Source organism: Pseudomonadota bacterium, assembly GCA_026390555.1.
Lineage (GTDB): Bacteria > Bdellovibrionota_C > UBA2361 > UBA2361 > OMII01 > OMII01.
Genome location: JAPLFS010000036.1, coordinates 20,472 through 44,931, shown reverse-complemented (window position 1 = coordinate 44,931; position 24,460 = coordinate 20,472). Strand labels below are relative to the sequence as shown.

The 24,460-nt window shown below is 50.5% G+C and carries 22 protein-coding genes and 1 pseudogene; 14 read left to right on the top strand and 9 right to left on the bottom strand.

Going from position 1 to position 24,460, the window contains the following annotated elements:
- Positions 1 to 255, top strand: a 255-nt coding sequence (locus NTV65_05560) for an IS3 family transposase (GenBank protein MCX6114668.1), incomplete at its 5' end; no start/stop codon positions are given.
- A 72-nt stretch (positions 256 to 327) separates the two neighbouring features.
- Here the strand turns inward: NTV65_05560 and NTV65_05555 are convergent.
- A complete protein-coding gene (locus NTV65_05555; GenBank protein ID MCX6114667.1) occupies positions 328 to 2,685 on the bottom strand; it encodes a UvrD-helicase domain-containing protein in 2,358 nt (785 codons plus the stop codon).
- 209 nt (positions 2,686 to 2,894) lie between these two features.
- Complete coding sequence (locus NTV65_05550; protein MCX6114666.1) at positions 2,895 to 3,068, bottom strand: hypothetical protein; 174 nt, start codon at positions 3,066 to 3,068, stop codon at positions 2,895 to 2,897.
- A gap of 89 nt (positions 3,069 to 3,157) precedes the next feature.
- On the opposite strand from NTV65_05550, the gene NTV65_05545 reads away from it, so the two are divergent.
- Genes NTV65_05545 through NTV65_05515 form a run of 7 tightly spaced genes read left to right on the top strand, consistent with a single transcriptional unit; the run spans position 3,158 to position 8,359 of the window.
- Positions 3,158 to 3,856 (top strand): RlmE family RNA methyltransferase, encoded by a 699-nt coding sequence (locus tag NTV65_05545; protein ID MCX6114665.1) that lies wholly within the window; start codon positions 3,158 to 3,160, stop codon positions 3,854 to 3,856.
- 16 nt (positions 3,857 to 3,872) lie between these two features.
- The gene (locus tag NTV65_05540) at positions 3,873 to 4,664 is read left to right on the top strand and encodes an MlaE family lipid ABC transporter permease subunit (GenBank protein MCX6114664.1); all 792 of its coding nucleotides are present in this window, start codon (positions 3,873 to 3,875) and stop codon (positions 4,662 to 4,664) included.
- 3 nt (positions 4,665 to 4,667) lie between these two features.
- A complete protein-coding gene (locus NTV65_05535; GenBank protein ID MCX6114663.1) occupies positions 4,668 to 5,417 on the top strand; it encodes an ATP-binding cassette domain-containing protein in 750 nt (249 codons plus the stop codon).
- Positions 5,395 to 5,931 carry an outer membrane lipid asymmetry maintenance protein MlaD gene (locus NTV65_05530; GenBank protein ID MCX6114662.1) on the top strand — a complete coding sequence of 179 codons (537 nt, stop codon included), beginning with the start codon at positions 5,395 to 5,397 and terminating at the stop codon, positions 5,929 to 5,931. Before NTV65_05535 ends, NTV65_05530 begins: the two co-directional genes overlap by 23 nt.
- Positions 5,932 to 5,958: 27 nt before the next feature.
- On the top strand, positions 5,959 to 6,549 hold the full coding sequence (locus NTV65_05525) for an ABC transporter substrate-binding protein (GenBank protein MCX6114661.1): 591 nt from the start codon (positions 5,959 to 5,961) through the stop codon (positions 6,547 to 6,549).
- Positions 6,549 to 7,031, top strand: coding sequence for a ribonuclease HI (locus NTV65_05520; GenBank protein ID MCX6114660.1), 483 nt, complete (start codon positions 6,549 to 6,551; stop codon positions 7,029 to 7,031). Before NTV65_05525 ends, NTV65_05520 begins: the two co-directional genes overlap by 1 nt.
- 11 nt (positions 7,032 to 7,042) lie before the next feature.
- Complete coding sequence (locus NTV65_05515; GenBank protein MCX6114659.1) at positions 7,043 to 8,359, top strand: MFS transporter; 1,317 nt, start codon at positions 7,043 to 7,045, stop codon at positions 8,357 to 8,359.
- 44 nt (positions 8,360 to 8,403) lie between these two features.
- Here the strand turns inward: NTV65_05515 and NTV65_05510 are convergent, their stop codons facing one another.
- Positions 8,404 to 9,861, bottom strand: coding sequence for a hypothetical protein (locus NTV65_05510; GenBank protein ID MCX6114658.1), 1,458 nt, complete (start codon positions 9,859 to 9,861; stop codon positions 8,404 to 8,406).
- 24 nt (positions 9,862 to 9,885) lie between these two features.
- Between NTV65_05510 and NTV65_05505 the strand changes: the two genes are divergently transcribed.
- From NTV65_05505 to NTV65_05495, 3 genes are all read left to right on the top strand, one after another.
- Positions 9,886 to 10,731, top strand: a complete 846-nt coding sequence (locus NTV65_05505; protein MCX6114657.1) for a glycerophosphodiester phosphodiesterase family protein — start codon at positions 9,886 to 9,888, stop codon at positions 10,729 to 10,731.
- Positions 10,732 to 10,815: 84 nt separating this feature from the next.
- Positions 10,816 to 11,217 (top strand): VOC family protein, encoded by a 402-nt coding sequence (locus tag NTV65_05500; protein ID MCX6114656.1) that lies wholly within the window; start codon positions 10,816 to 10,818, stop codon positions 11,215 to 11,217.
- A gap of 12 nt (positions 11,218 to 11,229) precedes the next feature.
- A complete protein-coding gene (locus NTV65_05495; GenBank protein MCX6114655.1) occupies positions 11,230 to 12,330 on the top strand; it encodes an FAD-dependent monooxygenase in 1,101 nt (366 codons plus the stop codon).
- Positions 12,331 to 12,578: 248 nt separating this feature from the next.
- On the opposite strand, the gene gyrB is transcribed toward NTV65_05495, so the two are convergent.
- From gyrB to dnaA, 4 genes are all read right to left on the bottom strand, one after another.
- Positions 12,579 to 15,020 (bottom strand): DNA topoisomerase (ATP-hydrolyzing) subunit B, encoded by a 2,442-nt coding sequence (gene gyrB, locus NTV65_05490; protein MCX6114654.1) that lies wholly within the window; start codon positions 15,018 to 15,020, stop codon positions 12,579 to 12,581.
- A 179-nt stretch (positions 15,021 to 15,199) separates the two neighbouring features.
- Positions 15,200 to 16,303 (bottom strand): DNA replication/repair protein RecF, encoded by a 1,104-nt coding sequence (gene recF, locus NTV65_05485; GenBank protein MCX6114653.1) that lies wholly within the window; start codon positions 16,301 to 16,303, stop codon positions 15,200 to 15,202.
- Between the two features lie 13 nt (positions 16,304 to 16,316).
- Positions 16,317 to 17,477: a DNA polymerase III subunit beta gene (gene dnaN / locus NTV65_05480; protein ID MCX6114652.1), complete on the bottom strand. Its 1,161-nt coding sequence runs from the start codon at positions 17,475 to 17,477 to the stop codon at positions 16,317 to 16,319.
- 387 nt (positions 17,478 to 17,864) lie between these two features.
- Positions 17,865 to 19,481: a chromosomal replication initiator protein DnaA gene (dnaA, locus tag NTV65_05475; protein MCX6114651.1), complete on the bottom strand. Its 1,617-nt coding sequence runs from the start codon at positions 19,479 to 19,481 to the stop codon at positions 17,865 to 17,867.
- A gap of 344 nt (positions 19,482 to 19,825) precedes the next feature.
- On the opposite strand from dnaA, the gene atpB reads away from it, so the two are divergent.
- A complete protein-coding gene (gene atpB, locus NTV65_05470) occupies positions 19,826 to 20,557 on the top strand; it encodes a F0F1 ATP synthase subunit A (protein ID MCX6114650.1) in 732 nt (243 codons plus the stop codon).
- Positions 20,558 to 20,609: 52 nt separating this feature from the next.
- Positions 20,610 to 20,912, top strand: coding sequence for an ATP synthase F0 subunit C (locus tag NTV65_05465; protein ID MCX6114649.1), 303 nt, complete (start codon positions 20,610 to 20,612; stop codon positions 20,910 to 20,912).
- Between the two features lie 261 nt (positions 20,913 to 21,173).
- Here NTV65_05465 and trxB read toward each other — a convergent pair whose 3' ends face one another.
- Positions 21,174 to 22,124, bottom strand: coding sequence for a thioredoxin-disulfide reductase (gene trxB, locus NTV65_05460; protein ID MCX6114648.1), 951 nt, complete (start codon positions 22,122 to 22,124; stop codon positions 21,174 to 21,176).
- Positions 22,125 to 22,171: 47 nt separating this feature from the next.
- Between trxB and NTV65_05455 the strand changes: the two are divergent.
- A pseudogene (locus NTV65_05455) lies at positions 22,172 to 23,497 on the top strand (ATP-grasp domain-containing protein).
- Positions 23,498 to 23,708: 211 nt separating this feature from the next.
- Here the strand turns inward: NTV65_05455 and NTV65_05450 are convergent.
- A complete protein-coding gene (locus NTV65_05450; GenBank protein ID MCX6114647.1) occupies positions 23,709 to 24,440 on the bottom strand; it encodes a pseudouridine synthase in 732 nt (243 codons plus the stop codon).
- Between the last annotated feature and the right edge of the window lie 20 nt (positions 24,441 to 24,460).

Sequence of the window (24,460 nt, the reverse complement as noted above, 5' to 3'; positions counted from 1 at the left end):
TTCGGACGATTTAAAGTCGAGTTCGGAGACCCTGAGCGGTTCTCATCGCTATCCGAGCTGATGGAGGCTATCTACTGCTACATCGGCTACTACAACACCGAACGGATCCATTCCGCTCATAGGGCGCCTCCAGCAATTGCCAGAAAACGTGCTCAAGCTCAACTAACAACTTATCAACAAGTTATGAGTCTCCCCCCTCGAGCACCCCCCTCCAGCCCCTGCGGGGCTGAGGAACAGCCGAGGCTACTGATTTAAGACTATGTGTTCAAAGAAAGGGGACCTTGACAATGGCTTCGCCTACGCTTAGGGACTGCCAAAAAATGTTCCTTACGCCAGCACAAGCTTCGCAAAGCGGTACACCAACTTCTTTGGCTCATCGAACGCTGCAAAGCGCACCGTAACTGCGGCGGAGCTGCCGCTACCGTTAACCACATCCACTACCCCCTTACCAAACGTAGGGTGGATCACCTCTACACCTGGGGCGAGCTGCTCAATAGCAGCTGAGCTCTTTTCAAAGTACTCCTTGGGGGTCTCTATCTGCTTTTTAATCGTATCAGCCGGAGTTAGGAGTTTGCGCATCTGATCAAGGGTAACATTGACGCGCGGCTCAGGTGCCTCAACCCTGCTGGAATAACCCTGCTTTCTCTTCCAGCTACTAGTTGATTCGTCCTCCTGATCTTCAAATGAGAAGCGGGGGTATCCATCCAGGAAGGTCGCCCCCTGCGAGCGCTCGGTTGCAACGGCTATTGTACGATCGGGTGCGATATCCTTAACAAAGCGGCTAGCAATCCGTGCACCCCCGGCACCTCCACCCGAGGCGAACATGCTTCGGTAATAGGCGCGGGTTAGATAAAGGACTCGCATCGCGCGCGTTATCCCTACGTAACACAGCCGCCTCTCCTCTTCGAGACCTATCGGATCATCAAGGGAGCGGTAGTGTGGTAGTAGCCCCTCCTCAAGTCCACTTAAAAATACGACAGGAAACTCTAGCCCCTTGGCTAGGTGCAGCGTCATCAGCGAAATAGTCTCTGGTTTTTCGTTCTGTAGTTGCGTCACACCCTGGCTAACCGGAATATCCGCACTGGAGGTAAGTGAGATGCGATCAAGGAAGTCCTTAATCACAACTTCGTTGTCCTCCCCTGCGCGCTCCATCGTGCCCCCTAGGGAAACGAGCTCCTGTAAGTTTTCAATGCGGGACTGCGCAGCAGGGTCCTTCATGGTGGCGAGGCGTGGACCGTACTCGCTACGCTCAATGATAAAGCTGATTAACTGACCGAGCTTCATCGTTGCTGCGGCGGTCTTAAGCTCTACTATAAGCTCGATAAATTTCCTGACGCTCTTGTTCTCTTCAGCGATAGCGATAGATGAGTGCAGAAAAGGAGTTGAAGTTCTGCGGGATTCTTCGGCGATGGCCTGTATGGCCTGTGCGCCGATACCACGGGGTGGCGTATTAACGACGCGCTGAAAGGCCTGATTATCGGCCGGATTCATCAGCAGTCGCACATAGGCCAGGATATCTTTAATCTCCTTACGATCGAAGAACTTTAAGCCTCCAAAGATCCGATATGGAACCTTTGCCCGCACAAGCGCTTCCTCAAGTGCGCGGGTCTGCGCATTGGTGCGATAGATGATTGCTATCTCTGAGTACTTATTGCCCTGCGTTGCAAGACGTTGAATCTCTGCCGCTATAAACTCCGCCTCCATGTTTTCATCATATCCGATAAAGGTTCGGATACGCTCCCCGGCCTCGCTAGCGGTCCAGAGCTTCTTTGGCTTGCGTGATTTATTCTTCTCGATAACGGAGTGCGCAGCATCTAGAATTGTGCCGGTAGAGCGATAGTTCTGCTCAAGCTTAACGACCTGCGTGTTGGGAAAATCCCGCTCAAATTCAAGGATATTGCTAATCGTTGCACCACGAAATCCGTAGATAGATTGATCGTCATCCCCTACAACGAAGAGGTTTCTGCGAGGCTCAGCAAGGAGCCTAATAAACATGTACTGAACCTTGTTCGTATCCTGAAACTCATCAACTAAGATGTAATGTAACGTTCTACGATAGTACTCAAGCTCCTCTGGAAATTCGCGCAAAATTCTAACCGCGTTGACCAGCAGGTCTCCAAAATCCATCGCATTCGCGGCTAACAATAGCTGCTGGTAGCGTGCGTAAACCTGCGCCTGGAGATCGGTTTCGATGTTAAAGGCCTGTTTTCCAACCTCCTCTGGCAGGATATAACTGTTTTTTGCCCGATCGATCGCGCGTGAGAAGGTGTCGAGGGGGTAGCGATCCTCGTTGATATTGAGCTCCTTAAGAACCTGCTTTAGTACCCCCTTTGAGTCCTGGTCGTCATAGACAACGAACTGATTTGAGTATGAAAGCAGTTGTGCTTTGTGTCTAAGAATCCTTAATCCAGCGGAGTGAAAGGTAGAGATCCAGATTCCATCAGCACGCTCAGAAAGAAGCTCTTTAAGACGCGTACGCATCTGCTCTGCGGCTTTATTCGTAAAGGTAACGGCAAAGATCCGATCAGAACGAACACCGCGTGCTTCGATTAGCTGCGCAATACGGTGCGTTAAGACACGTGTTTTCCCACTACCGGCCCCTGCTAAAACTAGGATCGGTCCATCCCCGTGCACAACAGCGTCCTGCTGCGGCGGATTTAACCCGGCGATTAGATCGTGCTGCATACCAGGCACTGGTTCAGTTAAATCGTTATTAATGTTGCTAATTGGCAGCGAACTTTGATCTCCGAACATAACAAAAGCCGCTAAAATGAAAGGTGGGTAGAATAGAAAAGGAGGGCGCACGCCCTCCCTTTATCCGCCACCCGACCATACCCGTAACGGGCATGGCAAACAATTGCGGGGCCTGATGCGTGACTGATGCGGGGCCTGATTTACCGCAGCCTGCGCGCCACCTGTTGACCACGCAACGAGACCTTAGCAACGCCACACATTACTCCGATCGAATCGTGCATCGTCGCGGCGTGCAAAAGAAGGCGTGCGATGTACGCGAGGGTCAGAGATGCGCATACGAAATCTAGCCCGGTTATCCATGTTCCATTTATCATAACGTTCCTCCTTGGGTTACTTCTACTCTTTTTCTATACCGAATAACCCCCATACTTCAAGTCTTTTTCTATATGCAAGATGTTTTTCTGTGAAAATCACTCAGAAATCACTGAGTCGTTCGAGTTTTCAAATAGTTGGCAACGCAAACGCCGTTCCCTTTATGCTTTCCGCCCCAAATCCTGCTAAGGTGAAGGGAATGTCGTCTGAGTACAATCGAAAGGATCCCCTCTATCTAAAAGCCAAGGAGGAGGGCTATCGCTCGCGCGCCGCCTACAAGCTTAAAGAGTTGCAACAGTCCCTTAAGATTATTCAAAACGGTGGGCATGTGCTCGATGTTGGCGCCTGGCCGGGTGGCTGGACACAGGTTGCGCTTGAGCTCGTTGGCCCCCGTGGTACCGTTACCGCAATAGATCTACAGGCCCTTGCTCCGCTAGACGATCCACGCTGCAACCTTCTGGTTGGAGATGCGCGCGACATAGGGGAGCTTCTAGGTACATCAGAGCCACGCTTCGATGCCGTTATCTCCGATATGTCTGCAAAGCTAACGGGGATTAAGGAGGCCGATCAGGCCGCCGCCGTGGGGTCTGCCGAGCTGGCTCTCTATGTTGCTCAAAATATGTTGAAGAGCGGGGGGAGCTTCGTCGTCAAGGTATTTAAGGGTGGGGAGGTTGAGGGGTTTGTCAAATCAACCAGGCCAATGTTTAATAAGCTTGTACGGTCAGAGTTAAAGTCATCGCGCAACACCTCGAACGAATTCTATATAATCGGTCTCGGATTTAAACGTTAAACCTAGCTAAACTTGCATGAACGTCGTCACCAGCACACAACAGGTCGGATCCTTCGTCATAGACACTACTGAGCAATGGGGCCGCTCCTGGATCTTCCTCTACCGCACAGCCGTGGCGCTATTAAAGCCCCCGTATAGGCCATACTTATACCTCACCCAGATGCTACAGATCGGGGTAGGATCAACGCTCGTAATAGCCCTCATCGGTCTCTTTACCGGTGCTGTGCTGGCGGTGCAGGGCGAGTATACCCTTTCAAAGTTCGGCGCTACCGCCTATACCGGCCCAGCCGTTGCGCTTAGTCTTATTAGGGAGCTCGGCCCAGTCTTGACCGCCCTGATGGTTATCGGTCGGGCCGGTTCCGCCATTACCGCAGAGATCGGAATAATGCGCATAACCGAGCAGATCGACGCGCTGCGCTCCATGGCGGTAGATCCGATTAAGTACCTTATGGCACCCCGTCTTGCGGCCGGTATTATCGCCATGCCCCTCTTATGCGGCATCTTTAACGTAGTTGGAATCTTTGGGGGATACATCGTTGGCGTCGGATTACTGGGCTTAAGCTCTGGAACGTTTATGAGTCAGATCATCTCCGCAGTTGGTTTGGTTGATATCTACTCAGGATTTATTAAAGCTACGGTTTTTGGTTTAATCTTCGGGTGGATCAGCTGTTACAAGGGCTACACCTGCGGCTTTGGTGCGCACGGCGTAAACAAAGCAACTACTCAGTCAGTGGTGACCGCCTCGGTTGCGGTGCTAATCGTTGATTACTTCCTGACCAGCGTACTGACCCGCTTATTCATGAAGTAATCGATGATCTCAGTAAGGAACGTTTATAAGAGCTTTGGTCAGCAGCAGGTGCTAAGCGGCATTACGCTAGATATAGAGCCGGGTAAAATTACCGCTGTAGTAGGGCCAAGTGGTGTCGGAAAGTCGGTGCTTTTAAAGTTAATCATGGGAATTATGACCCCCGATCAGGGCGAAATTTACATCGATAATGAGAACATCACCGCGGCGCGTTCTGAGGGGCGTCGAAATGAGATCCGACGATCTCTCGGAGTGCTCTTTCAAACTGCTGCGCTCTTTGACTCCCTCACCATCTATGAGAATATCGCCTTCCCACTACTAGAGCGCCCTCATCTGTCAGCCTCTAAGGTGCGCCGCAAGGTGCTAGAGATCTCGGAATCATTAAGCCTTATTCCGTATTTGGGAAATTTTCCGGAGCAGGTCTCTATAGGGATCAGAAAGCGCGTCGGTATGGCTCGCGCTCTAATTACCGAACCCAAGGTGCTACTGGTTGATGAGCCCAATACCGGCCTTGACCCCCTTGATGGTCAGGAGGTTTATGATTTAATCAATGCGTGCAAGAATCAGTGGGGCTTTACCGGCCTTGTTATCAGTCACGAGCTACCTGAGGTGTTTCAGGTCTCTGAGCGTGTCGTAATGCTATTGAACGGCGAGATTATCATCGAGGGGTCTCCGGCTGAGCTGATTGCATCAGCCAACCCCGCAGTGCAACAGTTTCTAAATGGGAGAACGGATGGACCAATCAAAATTCAATAACCCACCCTCGACAGCACAGCTCACTGTGCCCAAGCGTGGGTTTTCGCTTGAGTTCATGGTCGGACTCTTTACTATCGCTGGCGTTAGCGCTGCCGCTTATCTCGCCGTTGGCCTGGCTGGTCTCGAATTTAGCAGCAGCGACAAATACAATATATTTGCAGAGTTCGATAACATCTCTGGCCTTAAGTACGGGGCCTCAGTCGAGATCGGGGGGGTTCCGATCGGCGTTGTTTCAGAGATAGTTCTTAAAGACCCCGTGGCTCGTATTACCCTAAAGCTCAATCGCTCCATTAAGATTAAGGACGATGATATCGCCTCGGTCAGAACTAAGGGTATCATCGGAGATCGCTACGTAAAGATCTCACGCGGAGCTTCCTCTAAGTACATCGAGGAGGGGGGCACGTTGTTTGAGACCGAATCGGTTGTGGATATTGAGGATGTTATCGGCAAGCTCGTTCACAGCATTAGTGGGGACAATGATGAGCCAAAGGATGCCGCTGGCTCAAATAAGTAGTATTTAGTTTAAGAACAGGGATGTTTCATGGTTCGTATCGTTACTCTAATTATCGCCGTGGCTGCTCAGATCTTATCGACTAATTCTGTCTGGGCAGATGTTGCTACTTCGCCAAAAATAGAGATGCAAACTACGGTCAATGAGATCGTGCGTATTGCCGCCATCTATCCAGAGGAGTCCCAAAAGGCAGAGCGACGTGCAAAGTTACGCGCGGTTATTAATCCGAAGTTTAATTTCTCTGAGATGGCGAAGCGCTCTCTTGGGGCAAACTGGAACGATATTAGCATTGAAGAGCAGCAGGACTTTACCACCGTATTCTCTGAGCTCCTGGCGCGTACCTACCTATCTAAGATAGAAACGGTTAAGCCTGGTATGGTAAAGGTAGAGTCCGAGTCGGTTGAACTTTCCAGAGCCTCTGTAAAAACCAGCGTTATCAGTAAGGGTGACACATTTCCGATTGAGTATAGACTCTCATTCCAAGATGGTCGCTGGCAGGTGTATGACGTTGTGATTGAGAATATCGGACTCGTTGCAAACTACAGAAACGAGTTCTCGGGCATTATTCGTAAGAGCAAATTCTCCGGACTTATGGAGAAACTTCGGGCCAAGGTCGGATAATGCCATCCCTGTTACTAGAAGAGGTACTAAGCTCCTATTCAGCCGGACCACAAACGGGGATATTCACCGATGGTGGCTGCCAACCTAATCCTGGCCCTGGTGGCTGGGGTTATGTGCACGTAGTGAATGGAGAGATCCTTCACCAGGAGCACGGCCATGCCCCACAAACAACCAACAACCGCATGGAGCTTACGGCCCTTATCCGAGCTCTCTCCGCGCTCCCTAAGGACGCTCGTGTAGAGATGCACTCAGATAGCCTACTGTGCGTAAAGACCGTTAACGAGTGGGCTCCGAGTTGGGAAAAGCGGGGCTGGAAGAGAAGCACCGGTCCCATTGCAAATCTTGATCTTGTGCAGGAGCTCTATGCTCTAAGCCTCTCGCATCCCGGTGTTAAGCTTATGTGGATTAAGGCGCATAACGGCTGGCTATGGAACGAATACGCTGACTCGCTTTCTACCGCCTGGACGAGAACCATCTTATAGGCTGGTTCCCTATGACGACACAGGCCTCTACGACACAGGCTCCCAAACAAGCAACTCAGACCGCTCTGCGCGCCGCAATATTTGTAGCCGCTCTTGGTTACTTTGTAGATGTTTACGATATCGCTCTTTTTGGAATTGTGCGCGTCGATAGTCTTAAAGAGCTCGGTCTAAATAGCCAGGAGAGTCTCCTTACTTCTGGCGTGTATCTACTCAATATGCAGATGGGAGGCATGCTTCTTGGCGGCCTTCTATGGGGAGTTCTAGGCGATAAACTTGGGCGTGTTCAGGTACTCTTTGGATCGATCCTCTTATATTCAATCGCAACTCTTCTCAACGCCTTTGTTCAAGATGTCCCTAGCTACGCGCTGCTAAGATTAGTAGCGGGGATCGGCCTGGCAGGCGAGATCGGAGCTGGCATTACCCTTGTCTCAGAGATGATGCCTAAGGAGCGACGTGGGTTAGCAACAATGATAGTAGCAACGGTGGGGGTCTCCGGTGCTATCGCTGCTGCTGTTATCGGCAACATAGTATACTGGAGAACGACCTATATTATCGGCGGTATCGGCGGCCTCTCGCTTTTGGCCCTGCGGGTTGGTGTTTACGAGTCTGGGCTTTTTAACTCTGTAAAGAATAACAAGGATATCGCACGCGGAGATCTTAAGATGTTGCTCACTCCAGAAAGAGCCTGGAGATACCTCTCGTGTATATTTCTTGGTGTTCCGATGTTTTTCTTTATAACTCTGATCGTAACCCTTGCTCCGGAGCTTGGTCGTGCCTTGGGGTTACAAGAGGAGGTGAGCGCAGTAAATGCCTTGCTCTGTCATTCGATCGGAATTACGGCAGGCGACCTTGCAAGCGGCTTTCTTAGCCAAGCTCTTCAAAGCAGAAAACGCTCCCTCGCTATTTTCCTAGCCTGCGCATTAGTAACGATCTCAGGGATCCTATTAGGTCACGGCCAGTCAGCCTCTTATTTCTATACCCTTTGCTTATTGGCCGGTTTTAGCATCGGATATTGGTGTGTGCTTGTAACAACGGCTGCGGAGCAGTTTGGAACTAACCTGCGCGCGACCGTTGCCTCGACCGTTCCCAATTTTGTACGTGGCTCAACGATCCCGATCTCGCTTAGCTTTCTGGCCCTAAAGCCCTATCTTGGCACCGTTGGGGCGACTCAATTGGTGGGAGTAGTTTGCTTCTCATTAGCAGCAATTGGGTTGTATTCGCTTAGAGAGAGCTTTGCTGTAGATCTGAATTTTCTTGAGCTCCTGCGCCCAGCTAATTCCATCCCAGAGGAAGAGACTGAAGAGGTTCGCTCTGTAGGTAATCTTTAGGGCCCTCGCATGTCTGCTTAGTGCCCTAATTCTCTACTGTTTCTCTACTGTGATGCTTGCTTTGCATACACCCCGGCCGTAGCTCCACTAAGGAGTGGCGCCTTATAGAGATGCCTCAGGGTGTAGCTATCTCCGTGCGGCCCGGTAAAGCTCTGCGGAATCTCTACACCCCTTTCAAGCCATTCGCGCACGATAAAATCAGGCGCGCTGGTCGCGTTACTAAAGTCCGGTACATACACGATGCTACTAAGCGCCGGGTCAATCATGCGCCCGTAGCGCAAGCGCAGCTCGTTCCTATTGTCCTGGTCCCCACCAAACGATACACCCTGCTCGGCGCTACTCGCGCGCGCCTCCTGAAATATTCGTACAGCGTGCGAGCGCTGGTACCGCATAAGTTCAAATACGTGCTGGCCGTTACCCCAAAGATACCCCCCGATCGCAAGCACTGCGATCGCCCCTCCTAGCGCCCCCTGTCGGGCTAGGCGGCATAAAAATCTCGCCGCTACTAGATAGCTTAGTAGGATCGGTAGTGCAAAATAACGGCTCAGTATAAATGATGGCCTTAGGATTAAAACTATTACCACGGGAAGGATAATACTGACTGCTACAAGGATTGAAATCGGATCGCGCTCGCGCACCCAGAGTATCAGTTCAATAATAATGATAAGAGCCACTAGCACTGCCAGCAGCGCCGCCACTGCGGCCCCCTGCGGATTAAAGGCTGAAAGCTCCGTTCCTCCAAAGGAGACGCTCAACGTTGAGAGAAACACCTGCAGATAAGAGGCCTGTGGTCCGCCTCCTATAACTATCTCCCGATAGAAAAAAAAGCCTATTAGAATAGCTATAAGCGTTGGAGCGATTGTGGCTATCCATAACAAACTGGCTACACGCCCCCTCTGTAAAAGTGTGAGATATAAAAGCCAGGCTAGGGCGGAGATATAAAAGGGGATAAAGACCCCGTGCGATAGGATCCCAAGTATGGCAGCTACGGAAAAAACGTACGCCTTATATCTCTGCTGCTTACCGCTAGCTGCTTCAACCAGTACAAGAAAGCAGATCATCGCGCATAGTAAAGATAGCGCATAGCCACGCGCCTCCGATCCAAGCAGTACGAGCGGATAAGAGCTCGCTATAAGCACGCTCCAGATGGCACCACTCCAGCCAAAGCCACTCCTGTTTAGCGCAATTGCTAGGCAAGCAAGCGTCATGGCCGCATAAAGAATTGACGGTATACGATATGCTATGGGGCTAGCCGTTGGCCCCAGTACCCACATCCACAAACTATTTAAGAGGTGATTATTATCGTGGCGAACCTTGAGCAGAAGATCGCTTGAATCCTGCACGTCCTGAAGAAGAACTATTGACCACAGCTCATCTAACCACAGCTCCCCGGAAGCACACAGAGATCTAAGGATGGTTGCGATTATAACGGCGCAGATCGCAACTATGCAGGGTAGGGAAGCTCTCCCCGTTTTTATCAATGTTTCTCGCTGCGCGTTCATTCGATCCGGTGGTATACTACTACTGTGTTAACCCTTCGGTGCTTACGCTATCAGTTGCTTGTTCTGTTTGTCTTGGCCGTATCTGGCTGCTGCCCATGTTTTTACATGGCAGGGGTCGGCCCACTAACGCCCCTAACCCCCGCAGCCCACCTAGCCGTTGCCCATCGGGGTAGTGTGCATAGGGAGTTGCCGGATAATTCACTGGCTGCTTTTAGAGAGTCGATGACATCCGGGGTCTCCTTTCTTGAAGTTGATGTGCGGCGCTCCGATGCTGGGGATCTCTTTCTCTTTCATGATGGAAGCTTGAGCCTTCATAATTCGAACGCCCCCAGGGAGCTGCGCGGTGCTCGGGTTCAGGGGCTCTCTATCAAGGCCCGTAACGAGATTTCGCTTGGGTTTAGGACGGCACTCGACCATATACCTACGCTCTTAGAGGCCCTAAACCTTGTGAAGGGCAGCTCTGCTACCCTACAGCTAGATTTTAAGGGCGAATCAGACGCGCTGGTTCTGCAAGCCCTAGAGCTTGCGCGCTCCGAGAATCAGCTCCATCAGGTTCTTCTTCAGATCAGGAGCTCCGCGCGACTGAAGGTCGTTCGAGAGCACTTCCCTCAAGCCCGGCTTTTAGCCCGCTGTTTGAACATGCAGGAGCTGCAAGAGGCTCTTAACTACGGGGTTGAGTTTGTGGAACTTGAGCGCTGGATCTCATCTGAGGCGATTCTGTTGGCGCACGGTGCCAATGCAAAGGTGCTGATAAACGTCTCTGGCTCATGCCTTGATGAGCGCACTACCTGGAAATACCTACGCTCACGGGGGGTTGATACGATTATGACAGACTTTGCCGACCAGGCGTTAGGCAATACACCCCGGTAGCTGCTTTTAAAAAGCTTTTTTTTGGGGCAGGATGCTATGTACCGATTTGACCAGCGACAAGTTTATACTGGGATGAATATTTAGATGTTCTCTTACTCGCAAAATAATCCTGGAGATCTCTCAGATGCTCGCGCACCGCGCCTAACTTATATAGTTATCAAAGCGCATGATATCGACAGCACTGCTCTCTTTTACCGCAATCTTGGCCTCTCTCTACAAGAGGAGCGGCACGGCTCCGGCCCCATTCACTACTCTTTCGAGATTGCCGCAGGGGTTGTCTGTGAAATTTACCCTATCTCCGACAAGGCACTAAGATCAAACGGGTTGCGCTTAGGCTTTTCAGTTACAGATCTTAAAGCTACCTACGAAACCCTTACCAAGGCTGGTTTTACTATGCACCGAGAGCTTACAACAACTACGCCTAGTAGCTCCTTTGTTGCGCTCGATCCAGACGGCAATCAGGTTGAAATTACAGGAGTGGGGTAGGGGCATTACGTCATGTTACATAAAGATCTGCTCGTTGTTGGAGCGGGGCCCGCCGGGCTTACCTTAGCCAATCTGAGCCTTCCTCACACTCCAGTTACTATTATCTCAAGCAATCTGCCGGATGATAAAGCCTCCTCAAGAGCGAGCGGTCTTCAACCCCGCACCTTAGACATACTCGATCAGATAGGGGTTCTTGCTCGGGTGCGGTGTCAGGCGATCGAGTTGCTCGGCAACAAGATCTACATTGATGGGGATCAACGCTACGGCTTCTCATTCTACGATCCCAAGACGCAGCAACATGGGCTCTCAATCGACCAGTGGCGCATCGAGCGCTTACTCGAAGAGCAATTAAATTCTCAAGGTACCGCGGTCCAGTGGGGTACCTCGCTGATAAAATTAGCGCCATCAGAGGATCACGTTGAGGTTACAGTTAGAAGGCCAGATCAAGAGCTTGAAAAATGGAGATGTAACCTCGTAGTTGGATGCGACGGAGGGCGTAGTATTGTTCGCAAATCTGCCGACATCTCTTTTCCTGGCGAAACATATCAGGAGCGCTCGTTTATGTGCGAAGCGCTAGTGCAGGGCGATCTAGAGGCTGGATATATGCACTACTTCGTAGGGGCTGATAGTAGGTTAGTTCTCGTGCCTCTTAATACTCGCGGGCTATTTAAGGTTAGCGGAGCTTTGGCTCCCCACGCTACAGGCTCTCCAGAGGAGCAGGTACAGGCTCTCGTTCTAAAGCACGGCCAGGGGCGTTTAACGCTTGAGCACCTGACTGACTTTAGAACCTACTCTATCCATGCCCGTATTGCAGATAAGTTTGTTAAGGATCATCTGTTTCTTTGTGGGGACGCCGCACACCTCTTTCCGCCAAACGGTGGTCAGGGAATGAACGTTGCAATTGAAGACGCTGCTATCTTGGCCAACCTTTTTGGTCTCTATTCAAAAACCGGCAACGAGTCCTCGCTCTCGTCCTATGACGGGCGAGCACAGGAGGTTCGTGTGCGGCTTGATGAGGTACGAGCCAGCAGGTCCCGCTTTACCTATGAAGGATTACGCCAAGGGTTTGGTGCAGATAAAGAGCAGCGCCGGATTGAGAAAGAGGAGCTCTAGAGCACAGCGGCGCTATAAAAACTGACCTTGGATTAGCGCGCTAGCTAACAGCCTTAGCCACCCTACGGGTGCGCTTATTGCGGCTCTTGATCTTCTTCTCATCGCGAGCATTTCTTCTATTCCAGGTCTTTTTAGTAGGCGATGCCATGGTACAAACTCCTTAACTTTTCAGGTCCTAAACGTATCGAAGATGACCGAGCGGGTCAACTTTTGGCTGCTAGCGCTTTTTTTAGCGCTATTTCAGCTGGTTAGATATCAAGATTCCTAATTTTGAGGGCGTTATCCTCGATAAACTTCCTACGTGGCTCAACTTCGTCGCCCATTAGCACCGTAAAGATCTGATCGGCATCGATCGCGTCATCAATTGTAACTTGCAACATTCGGCGGTTGGTAGGATCCATGGTGGTTTCCCACAACTGCTCAGGATTCATCTCGCCCAATCCCTTGTAACGGGTAATGGCGAGCCCCTTGCGGCCCCGTTGATCGATCCAGTTGGCAACCGCCTCAACAGCATCGATCTTTTCAAGCTCCTTTGACTCTCCGCTGGTCGTTATCGTAAACGGTCCCTGGCCGATCTGCTCAAGCGCTTCGTGATAAACGTTACGAACCTCGGCAATCTTCTCAGAGATCCAGAGACGTCGCGTAATGGTAGCTACGTACGTCAGCCCCCTAAAGCGGGTTGTTATCTTAAAGCTGCTCTCTCCCTCGTGTTCATCTACAACCTCAACTGTCGGCTCAATTGGAACGCGAATCTTCACTGCCGCCAGTATCTGCGGCACTAGCTTTTCTAGATCGTCGCGCTTCCAAGAACGCTCGTTGAGCGCTATTACAGACTCTGATAGCGCTATAATTACGCGCTTATCAACCCGCTCCTGCTGAATCTCATTGAGAGCTTTCTGGATATCCATCAGGCGAACAAGAAGCTCCTTAATGGAATCGGCCTTAGTTACTTTGCCATCACTGGCTTCGATCGTTACGCCATCAACGCCGCCACCTATGATAATCTCAGTGAACTCCTTTTCGTTTTTAATGTAACGCTCCATCTTGCCCTTCTTGAGCTTATAGAGCGGCGGCTGGGCTATGTAGAGGTGCCCGCGTGAGATAACTTCGTTCATCTGGCGATAGAAGAAGGTCAGTAGCAGGGTACGAATATGGCTGCCGTCAACGTCGGCATCGGTCATAATAACGACCTTGTGGTAGCGCAGCTTCGCTACGTCGAAATCACCCGATCCGATTCCAGTTCCAAGCGCCGTGATAAGAATCCGGATCTCTTCAAACGAGAGCATCTTATCGAAGCGCGCCTTCTCTACGTTTAGGATCTTACCCTTTAGCGGCAAAATAGCCTGATTCTTCTTGTCGCGGCCCTGCTTAGCGGAACCACCGGCGGACTCTCCCTCAACTAGGAAGATCTCAGCCTCCTCCGGATTTTCATTCTGACAATCAGCTAACTTGCCTGGTAGTGCTGCGCTATCGAGCGCACCCTTACGACGAACTAGCTCGCGTGCTTTGCGTGCAGCCTCGCGCGCACGCGCAGCTTCGAGCGATTTGTTAACTATCATCTTGGCGATAGCGGGGTTCTCTTCAAAGTACTTTGCTAGGTGCTCTCCAGCAACCTGCTCTACGAAGCCCTTAATCTCGCTGTTTCCCAGCTTTGATTTAGTTTGTCCCTCAAACTGTGGCTCCGGAACCTTAACGCTAATAACGGCTACTAGGCCCTCACGCGTGTCGTCGCCCTGAATTCCCTCACTAAAGCCCTTAAGAAGGTCGTTTTTATTGGCGTAGTTGTTCAGTGTTCGTGTCAGTGCCGCCTTAAATCCGATCAGATGCGTGCCACCCTCCGGGGTGTTGATATTGTTTGCGTAGGTATAGATATTCTCTTGGTATTCGGTGTTGTACTGCATCGCTACTTCGATACCGACGCCATCACGCTCAGCCGAGATAAATATAGGCTCAGGAAAGATCGGGCTCTTTGCTTTATTAATAAAGGTAACGAAGCTTCTGATTCCACCCTCGAAGTAGAAATCCTGCTCCTTGTCAGAGCGCTCGTCGATCAACTTAATTCTAAGTCCTGCGTTAAGAAACGCCATCTCTCGTACGCGGTGCGCTACGGTGTCGTAGTTAAAGCTTTTTTGTTCGAGAAAGATCGTATGATCAGGATAGAAGGTTACCTTGGTTCCAGTTCCGGTAGCTTCTCCAATAACCTTGAGAGGCTCAACAGGATCTCCGCGACCAAACTCAATCGCGTGCAGCTTTCCGTTCTGCTTAATCTCTGCTCTTAGCCACTCTGAGAGCGCGTTCACAACTGAGATTCCTACGCCGTGTAGTCCACCGGAGACCTTGTAAGCCTCCTTCTCGAACTTTCCACCGGCATGCAGTTTGGTCATAACGACCTGCACTCCACTAACACCCTCTGTTGGGTGAATACTTGTTGGAATACCGCGCCCATTATCCTCAACTGTAACGGATCCGTTGGTGTGCAGGGTAACTGAAATCGTTGTGCAGTATCCAGCCAATGCCTCATCTACTGAGTTATCAAGCACCTCCCAGATCAGGTGGTGATAGCCGCGGTAAGACGTATCGCCGATATACATGGCGGGTCTTTTACGAACTGCTTCAAGGCCCTCTAGAACCTTAATTTGACCAGCATCGTAGACCAGTCCGGTCGATTGGGTAGTAGGGGCGGTACTCATTACTTCTCCAAAACAGGATAACTGCAATATTATAGGATAGTTAGATGCCTTTGGTAAAGATCAAACAATGCGAAGATTTTGCCCGCAACTATATGATATAAAACAGTTTATTAATGCGGTGTTAAATCAGGGTATATATCAGGGTAAAAATAACTGTCCAGGGAGGACATTTATGCGCGCTAGGCTGGGCCTACTATCCCTTTTTTAACTCTCAGCAGCTGCAGAGCTGAGTGCCTCCCTAGCTGCTCCGGAGGACTCGTCGTCCCGGTTATGATCAGTTGCCTCGGTTTTCTAAGTAGCGCTGCAAAGAGCCGCTCTGAGCGGCCAGAGTCTAGTTCAGAATCAACATCGTCTAAGAGAATAACAGGCGCTTCACCGTTTTGTGACTCGATAAGTTCAATCACCCCAAGCTTCATGGAGAGCACAACGCTTCTGGTTTGCCCTTGAGATGCATATGAGCGGCAGTCGACCCCAGATATGGAGATCTTAATATCGTCTCGGTGTGGGCCCACCACGGGGCTTCTCATGGCGATTTCACGGGGGGCCGCCCTCTCAAGCTGCTCAAGGAGCTGATCTCGTGAATCGCGCGCCCCTTGCCCCTCCTCCGTCATGGCGCTTTCAAGTTCAAGTGTAAGGGGGCCATCGCTTGGGGCATATTCAGAGTGAAAGCTTGCCGACTTATCTGATAATGATTCTATGAAGTTACGCCTGTTATCAACAACTTTCCCACCGTGCTCTGCTAGTAGCTCGTTCCAAACCTTCAGCTGTGGATAAGTTGTGTTTTGTTGCTTTAACAGCGCGCTTTTATTAGCTAAAGCACGTTGATATCCGAGCAAAGTTTTAAGATATCCGGGCTGCAGATCGACCATATGCCGGTCTAGAAACTTACGGCGACCAGCCGGTGCCCCCTTTACGAGGGAGAGATCTGCCGGGGAAAACGAGACCGCCCGTAATCGTCCGAGCAGCTCGGTAATCGAATCAAGCGCCTCGCCGTTTAAACTGCCCGTGCGTCCGCTCGCGGTAAAGATAAGTCCTAGCTCCTCGGTTCCGCTCGCCTGCGTAACTGTACCAAAGACAGAACACTCGCGCTCCCCAAAGCGCAGCAACTCGGTTGTTGAGTTTGTGCGAAACGAGCGCGATCCGGTCAGAAGATAAACGGCCTCGATTAGATTTGTTTTTCCGTTGCCGTTTAATCCAGAGATATATACGGGGCCTTCTGACAGCTCAACCTGCTGGTCTGCCAGATTTCTAAATTTATAGAGCTTAACTTTAGAAACGAACAATCTGCTCCCGGTATCAATCTAGTCTAAGCGGCATGACGATACCGAGGCACGACTCATCTGACTCAGCATAGAACCTTCCTGGGCCAGTTTCTCCGCTTAGCTCGATGATAAAAGGTTGATTCTCACCAACTATTGCTAGCGCATCTATGATATATCGCGCATTAAATCCAACCGACATATCCCTGCCGTTATATTGAACCTCAACCTCCTCCTGCGCCTCTCCAACCTCCGGAGAAGAGCTAGAGATCTTTATCATGTTAGAAAGAAAATCAAATCGTACCCCTTTGTTTTTATCACTTACGACCAGCGAAACCCGTTTTAGCGCCTGTGTTAATTGTGAGCTTAGTACGGCAATCTTCGTTCCTGGGCCTTTTGGAACGGCCTGTTGATAATTTGGAAATTCGCTGTCCATTAATCGAACAACCAGCTTCCATGTCTCTCCCTCAACAACCAGGAAGCCATCCCTTACATCCACCCCAACCAAAACATCCCCTACAACCTCAAGCGCCTTACGCACTTCGGCTAGTCCTTTGCGGGGAACTATCACGTGTTCGGTCATCTCTGTTTTCTTACTGGAGCCGTTCAGACCAAGTCCGGTAAACGCAACGCCCTCAAAGGGACGGGTTACAAGGGCTAGCCGGTGACCATCCGTTGCTACCATTCTAAGAGCTGTTGTTTTCCCCTCTTTAACGATCTCTAGACACACTCCGTTCATGTTATAGCGGCCCTCATCAAGCGAGGCCGCGTAGAGCGTTTTGTTAATCATCTCAGCTAAAATTGGAGCGGGAAGTTTGCAATTGGCCTTAAGCGCTAGGCTAGCCGGAACCGGGTATTCTTCTGCGCTAACTCCAACGATCTTAAGTTTTGAGTTAGTAGCTAAGACTTCAACGCGGTCTCTATCGCCAAGTTTAATGGTTACGTCGCCGTCGGGCATCTCTCGTACGAGCTCTCCAAAAACTTTTGCGCTAACGGTTATCGCTCCTGGGGTTTTTATCTGGGCGTTACATGTGGCGATAGCCGTTATCTCAAGATCGCTCGCCGTAACTTCAAAACTTTTATCCCTGGCTCTAAGTAAGAGATTACCAAAGATCGGCATCGACGATTTCTTCTCAGCTATTGCTAAGGTGATGTGGAGAAGCTTTGAGAGCTCAAGCTTCGATATCGTTAACTCCATTTTGTGTCCCTATTATGTATTAGATATATAAAGATAGTGAATAATACGTAGGCTATGCCATTTTCCGTGGAAAACACACTTAAATAGTGGGTTTAATTGGTTATATCATGTTGGTAACAGGCGCATAACAGGCAGTATAACTTTATCAGATATCCACACCCTAAAAAGTTCATAACATAAAGCCAAAGTTATCCACCAGCGAGCACCAAGTTATCCACAAACAATCACCGGGAATTTTACGCGACAGCCCTGCGTATCATACCAAAGCAGCTTTTCACCTGTGTATATGTTGTGGAAAAAGATCTGAATAGTTGGGTAAAATACAGCTAATCCACAGTGCTGTAAAAGCTGTTGGTAACATTAGTAACCAACTGGATTAACTAATTTTTACCCAAACAATCGCTTCTCTATATCCGCAACAAAAACCTTAGTCTGAGCATCTGTGGATAACTTACTTGAAACGACCGAAGCAGCGTGAATAACGCTAGAGTGATCGCGCCCCCCGAAGCGCTCGCCTATCTCTGGGTAAGAGGCGGTCGTATGTTTGCGGCAAAGATACATCGCGATATGCCTTGGAAAGGATAGGTTCTTAGTGCGACGCTTTGAAATAATATCACTAACCTTAATGCTGAAGTGATTAGCAACGGCCTTCTTAATATCTTCAACCGTTATATTAACAACCTTAGGTTGAAGAAGTGGCTTGAGAGCGGCGCGCGCCATATCCATCGAGATCGGAACGTTTTGAATGGAGCTGACGGCGTATAGTCGCGTCAGAGCGCCCTCAAGCTCCCGAACGTTTGAGGAGATACGCTCAGAGATAAGGTGCGCAACCTCCTCCGGTAGGTGAAAGTCCTCACTAAGGGCCTTTTGCTTTAAGATTGCAACGCGGGTTTCAAAATCAGGCGCCTGCAGATCGGCCGTAAGCCCCCATAAGAAGCGCGTCTGTAGTCGCTCCTCAATGCCAGGAATATCGGTTGGAATCTTATCTGAGGTGATTACAATCTGGCGCTTGGCGCTATAGAGGGCGTTAAACGTATGAAAGAACTCCTCCTGAGTACGCTCCTTGCCGCTGATAAACTGGATATCATCTATCAGTAGAACCTCAATCGTTCTCAATCTGCGCTTAAACTCCTCCATCTTGGCGTATCGGAGAGCGAGAATAAGCTCGTTTGTAAAGGTTTCAGAGGACATATAGAGAACGCGCGCTTCTGGGGAGCGTTGCAGCACGGCATTCCCTATAGCGTGCAAAAGATGGGTCTTTCCAAGACCAACTCCACCGTAGATAAAGAGCGGGTTGTAGCTCTGGCCAGGCTTTTCAGCTACCCGCATCGCAGCGGCGTGGCAGAACTGATTACTATTACCAACTACGAAATCAGAGAAGGTATAGCGCGGAGTTATGTTGTTATGGAGCTCGGGCTCATGAGCAGCTAGTTTGGCGGGCGTGCCATAGGGGCTATAGGAGGGCGACTTAGTTTGCGCGCCAGTTTGCGCACCAGGGAGTGCGCCAGGGAGAGATTCACCTGGGTTAGTACGCACACGTTTTACGATAAACGGTGTTGCAGGCTTACGGAGCCCAGAGGGGGCGTCTCCTGGTTGTGTGGCAGGGAGCTGCTCCCTAGGAATGATCGAAAGGAGTAGCTCAGAGCACTCAAGAAAATGGGAGAGCCTTTCGCGTAGAGCCGCCGAAAAGTTCGTTATAACGTAGTTACAGACCAGGCGCGAAGGGCCTCGAACTACCACGATCTCCCTTGTTGAGGCAGTAGTATCGATCTCAAGTGGTTCGATGTAAGCGGTTACGATGTGTTGATTTGTGTTGCCGCAGACCTCTGCGATAGCTAGCGCCCAGCCTTGCTCAATCGTAGTCGAAGAGCTGCTTGCATCGTTTTGTATGGTGTTTTCAGAGGAGATTAGAGAACGAGAGACCAACGACGCCGAGGCGTCTTCTTTTATAGTTGGGATTGTTTCCTCTGAAGCGAGGCTACCTAAAAAGAGGTTACCGCTCATACTCCCCAAATTGATACGAAGAGATCGACCTAGCGAAACTCTGCGTCAAGTTACCATTAAGACACAGGACCCCTACGGTTTGAAAACTAGGAATCGCACTTAATGGAAAGAGCGTTATAGTACGAGGGGAGAAATTTACAAGAATCTAATGAGGGTTTTTTAAATGACCTGTTAGTAGCCGAGGACAGGATACAAGCCAAGATGGCTTTAAGTTATTTAAACAAAAAATCAACGGCGCTACCGCAATCAGGCACTTACGCCGCTAGGAGACTAAACAGTATAGAGTCCTAGTGTTTGCCTTAATCGGGCAAATCTTATACAACAGTGACGCCTAAAAAGCGGCTATGCAAGAACACTATACCTACCTAAATTCATTCGGGTTGCACGACGGCAACACGCAGAAACTAATCACCGCTGTTGTGTTCGGGACGGGGCTGCTTTTTATCGGCTCGCAGAGTGTGCGTAAGCTTGCCAAAAGAAGGGCGCTCCGGGGCGAGCACGACGGGATTATTCCGGAGGAGCGGATAACAATAGCAGGAGCGCTTGATTTTTTCATCGAGAGCTTCGTAGCTTTTCAGGACTCTATCCTTGGCAAAGAGAACCGTAAGTATCTGCCCCTAACTGGCACCGTATTTATTTACCTCCTTATCCTGAATATACTAGGGCTTATCCCAGGCGTTCCAGCAGCCACGACCTCGGTCTGGACGACCGTACCGGTGGCGCTTCTAATATTTATCTCATTTAATTATTACGGCATTCGGGAGCACGGACTAGTTAATTACCTCAAGCACTTTCTTGGGCCAGTTTGGTGGTTGGCCTGGTTTATCCTACCACTTGAGTTATTTGGAACGGCCCTAAGAATCCTAACCCTTAACCTGCGTCTCTTCTGGAATATAACGGCGGATCACCAGGTTTTAGGTATTTTTACGGATCTTGTACCGGTCGTAGTTCCGGTTGTATTTTATGCCCTAGGAACTTTTGTCTGTTTTATGCAGGCCTTCGTTCCAACGGTTCTCACAATGATATACATTATGCTCGCCACTCAACATGCAGAAGAGGGCAGCGAACAGCACTAAAAAAGAGCAGTCAGTTTTTAGGTTATATAGTTTTAACAACTAGGAGATGAAGATGAAAACACTAGGAAAGATATCAACTTTTGCACTAGCTACCCTCGTTCCGGTAACTGCAGCTCTAGCTGAGGACGCCACAACAGGCGGCTCAGCGTTTGGTCCTGTTGGTGCTGGTCTGGCTATCGGCTTAGCTGTAATTGGCGGCGGAATCGGGCAGGGCAAGGCTGTAGCTGCGATGCTTGAGTCGTTCGGAAGGAATCCATCGGTAGGTGGCAAGCTTCTCGCGCCGATGTTAATCGGTATGGCGTTAATAGAGTCGCTAGTCATTCTGGCCTTCGTAATAGCGATTAAGCAGGGATAGGCGTAGCTATTCAGCTCGTCAGAGAAAAGGAGAGGGGCGTCGTAACAGACGCCCCTTTTTTTATGGTATCTATACCGACTTATCCACAACCATTGACACGTTATCCACAGGTTTATTAACAAGATGTTGAAAAGATAGGTAACTACCTGATCTTAGATCGGTATTAGTGGGCGAGTTGAGCCCCCTTGTTTAAGTTACTTGAATTGTTATCCACAGCTACCTGTGGATAGTGTGGATAACATTTAGGGTGATTTAAGGGTCTTAATGCTGCGCTTCAAGCCAGCGCTCAGCGCCGATAGCAGCCATGCATCCAGAACCTGCCGCGGTAACGGCCTGCCTAAAGACATGGTCCTGAACATCGCCGCACACGAATACGCCCGGGATGGTGGTTTCAGCGGAATCTGCGCTGTGCAGAAGATAACCGCCCTCGTCCATAGCAAGTTGATTCATAAAAAGGTGTGAATTAGGGGTATGTCCAATAGCCACGAAGAGCGCATCTACGGGCAGGGTCGAGATATTCTTCGTTACGGTATCCTCAAGTGTAAGTGCAGTTACCCCGGCCTGCTTATCGCCCTCGACCTCAAGTACATGTTTATTCCAGACTAGCTCGATCTTTGGGTTAGAGAGGACGCGGTCCTGCATAATCTTTGAAGCACGCAGGGCATCCCTACGGTGAATCAGATAAAGCTTGCTTGCAAAGCGGGTAAGGAATGAGGCCTCCTCACAAGCCGAATCTCCACCACCAACGACTGCTATAACCTTATTTCTAAAGAAAGCTCCATCACAGGTTGCACAGGTTGAAACGCCGTAGCCGAGCAGCTCGCGCTCGTTTTTTGCGCCAATATACTTGGGCGTTGCGCCGGTGGATACGATTAGCGCATCACAGCTATATGACTTAGATTGACCCTTAAGCTGAAAGGGGCGAGAAGAGAGATCTACCTGAACTATAGTGTCTACCCCCAGCGTAGTTCCGAAGCGTACCGCCTGCTTCTCCATCATCTGCATCAGCTCTGGGCCCATAATGCCCTCTGGAAAGCCGGGAAAGTTCTCAACATCGGTTGTGGTTGTAAGCTGCCCCCCGGCCAACGGCCCGTGCAGGAGCAGTGGAGCGAGATTGGCGCGTGAGGTATAGATAGCGGCGGTAAGCCCGGCAGGGCCAGAGCCAAGAATGATTACCTTGTGGTGATTTGCCTGTGCGGTAGAATTGTTCATAGAGCTCCTCAACGTCCGTATAAGTACGAAACAACATGTCACGGTATATTAGAATCAAAAAGTTATTGATAGCAAATAGGGGCGAGATAGCCAGGCGTATAAATAGGGCCTGTAGAGAGCTTGGCATCGAAACGGTTCTGGTAGTTTCGACCCCCGATAGAGACTCGCCGGCTGCTCAGGAGGTTAATCAGATAGTAGAGCTTGGGGGCAGCACCGCACGCGATACCTACCTAGACGGCGAGAAGATTATTCAAGCAGCCCTTAAAACTAATTGTCAGGCGATTCATCCTGGATATGGATTTCTCTCTGAAGATGGAGACTTCGCCGAACGGGTGGGCGCTGCTGGATTAATCTTCGTTGGCCCGTCGCCGCACAGCATTCGAGCCTTGGGGGTCAAGACCGTAGCGCGTGAGACGGTGGCGCGGGTGGGGGTTCCGATTACGCCGGGCAGTAGCGGAGGGTGTAGTGATGCGGAGCTTGAGCAAAGCGCTACCGAGATCGGATTACCCGTTATTATTAAAGCAGCCGCAGGTGGTGGGGGTCGAGGAATGCGGATTGTGCACGACATGCATGAGATGCGCGAGGCGCTCGAACGGGCACGCTCCGAGGCGCTTAAGAACTTCGGGAGTGACGCCGTTTTTATTGAGAAGTTTATAGTAGAGCCGCGGCATGTTGAGGTGCAGCTCTTTGGAGATCAGCAGGGAAATATCGTACATTTAGGAACACGCGATTGCTCCGCGCAGCGTAGACACCAAAAGCTCGTTGAGGAGGCACCGGCGCCATTCTTAGACCCTGAAACTCGTGAGAAAATTCACGCAGCAGCGCTCCAAGCCGCCAGAAGTGTGGGATACTATAACGCCGGTACGGCGGAGTTTCTGGTAAAGGGGAGCGAATTTTATTTCCTTGAGATTAACACCCGTATTCAGGTCGAGCACCCCGTGACCGAGATGATTACGGGGGTCGATCTAGTTCAGCTTCAGATTAAGGTAGCGATGGGCGAGGAGCTGCCCTTTACGCAGCAGGAGGTGAACTTCTCTGGGCACGCTATCGAACTCCGTATTAATGCCGAGGATGTTCACGAGCACTTTCGGCCCGCTACCGGAACGATTACTGAGTGGAGTAGAAGCTCAGATGTTCAGGTCCGAGAGGAGTGTGGATATCTTGTGGGAAACTCAATCCCACCCTTCTATGATTCCCTTATAAGTAAGGTAATCGTACACGGAGCCAGTCGAGCTGAGGCTCTCTTTAAGGCTTTTCAGTTTCTAAAGGGGTATGAAATTAAGGGCGTTCCAACGACCGTACCGTTTCACGCATGGTTGCTAGCTAATCCGCAATTTCAGCAAGAGGGAATTGATATCGCCTACGTTGAGAGAACCTTTAGGGGCGAGGACGCAGATCTCGCAATTAAGCTTCTTACGACCGACCCTGCCTATAACGGCCCTAATCAGATTGAGCGCGTAGTAGTGCGGGGTATAAATGGAGAGGAGCTTAGGGTTGAGATAGAAAGCGAGGAGGGCGGCACCTTTTTGGCAGCACCCCTAGCTGCTGATGGCAAACGCTGCGCTATAACAACGTGGCGGCGCTCTAACTCGCGCGAGGCAGTGGAGCGTGCCATCGGATCTCCTTTGTAATTGGGCTTTCAAGCTCTATCTCTGCGTCGGTGAGAGGATGCTTAAACGAGACACGCCAAGAGTGTAAAAAAAACTCGCGTGGAGTTAGCGCTATATCGCCTAGTAGTTTACTTGAACCGTAGAGCGCATCACCTAGGAGGGGATGCCCGAGCTCGGCTGCATGTATTCGCACCTGGTGGCGTCTAGCGGGAGAGGCATCGGCGCAAACAAGCGATACGGCAAGAGTCTCGTCGTAGGAGAGAAGCTTATAACTAGTTGAGCCAAATAGGGTGCGTGACGCAGCACCTGGATCACTTTTATAGCTACGCATTTTTTTGGCGCCCCTGTACGGAGAGCCGATAAAGGAAGAGACCTCTATCTCTTGCTGCTGAGAGAGGCTGCCTTCAAGGCATGCTACGTAGTGCTTCTTGAGCGCGCCGCTTAGAACGAGCGCAAAGAGGAGCTCCCAGCTCTTGCGAGTTGCTGCTCCAACTAGAACGCCGCTCGTACTTGCATCGACGCGGTGCACGAGCCCTCCGTCTTCGGGGGCCTTTCCGGCCAGCACCAGTGAGGGGTTATGCTCTAGGAGCAGATCGACTATCGATGCGGCACCTTTACCGCTTGCAAGGCGCACGGAGTGCAACCCGGCTGGCTTATAGACCGCAAAGATATCACCATCATCGTAAAGGAATTGAAGAGCACTCATGTCGATACTCTAGCCGCTCT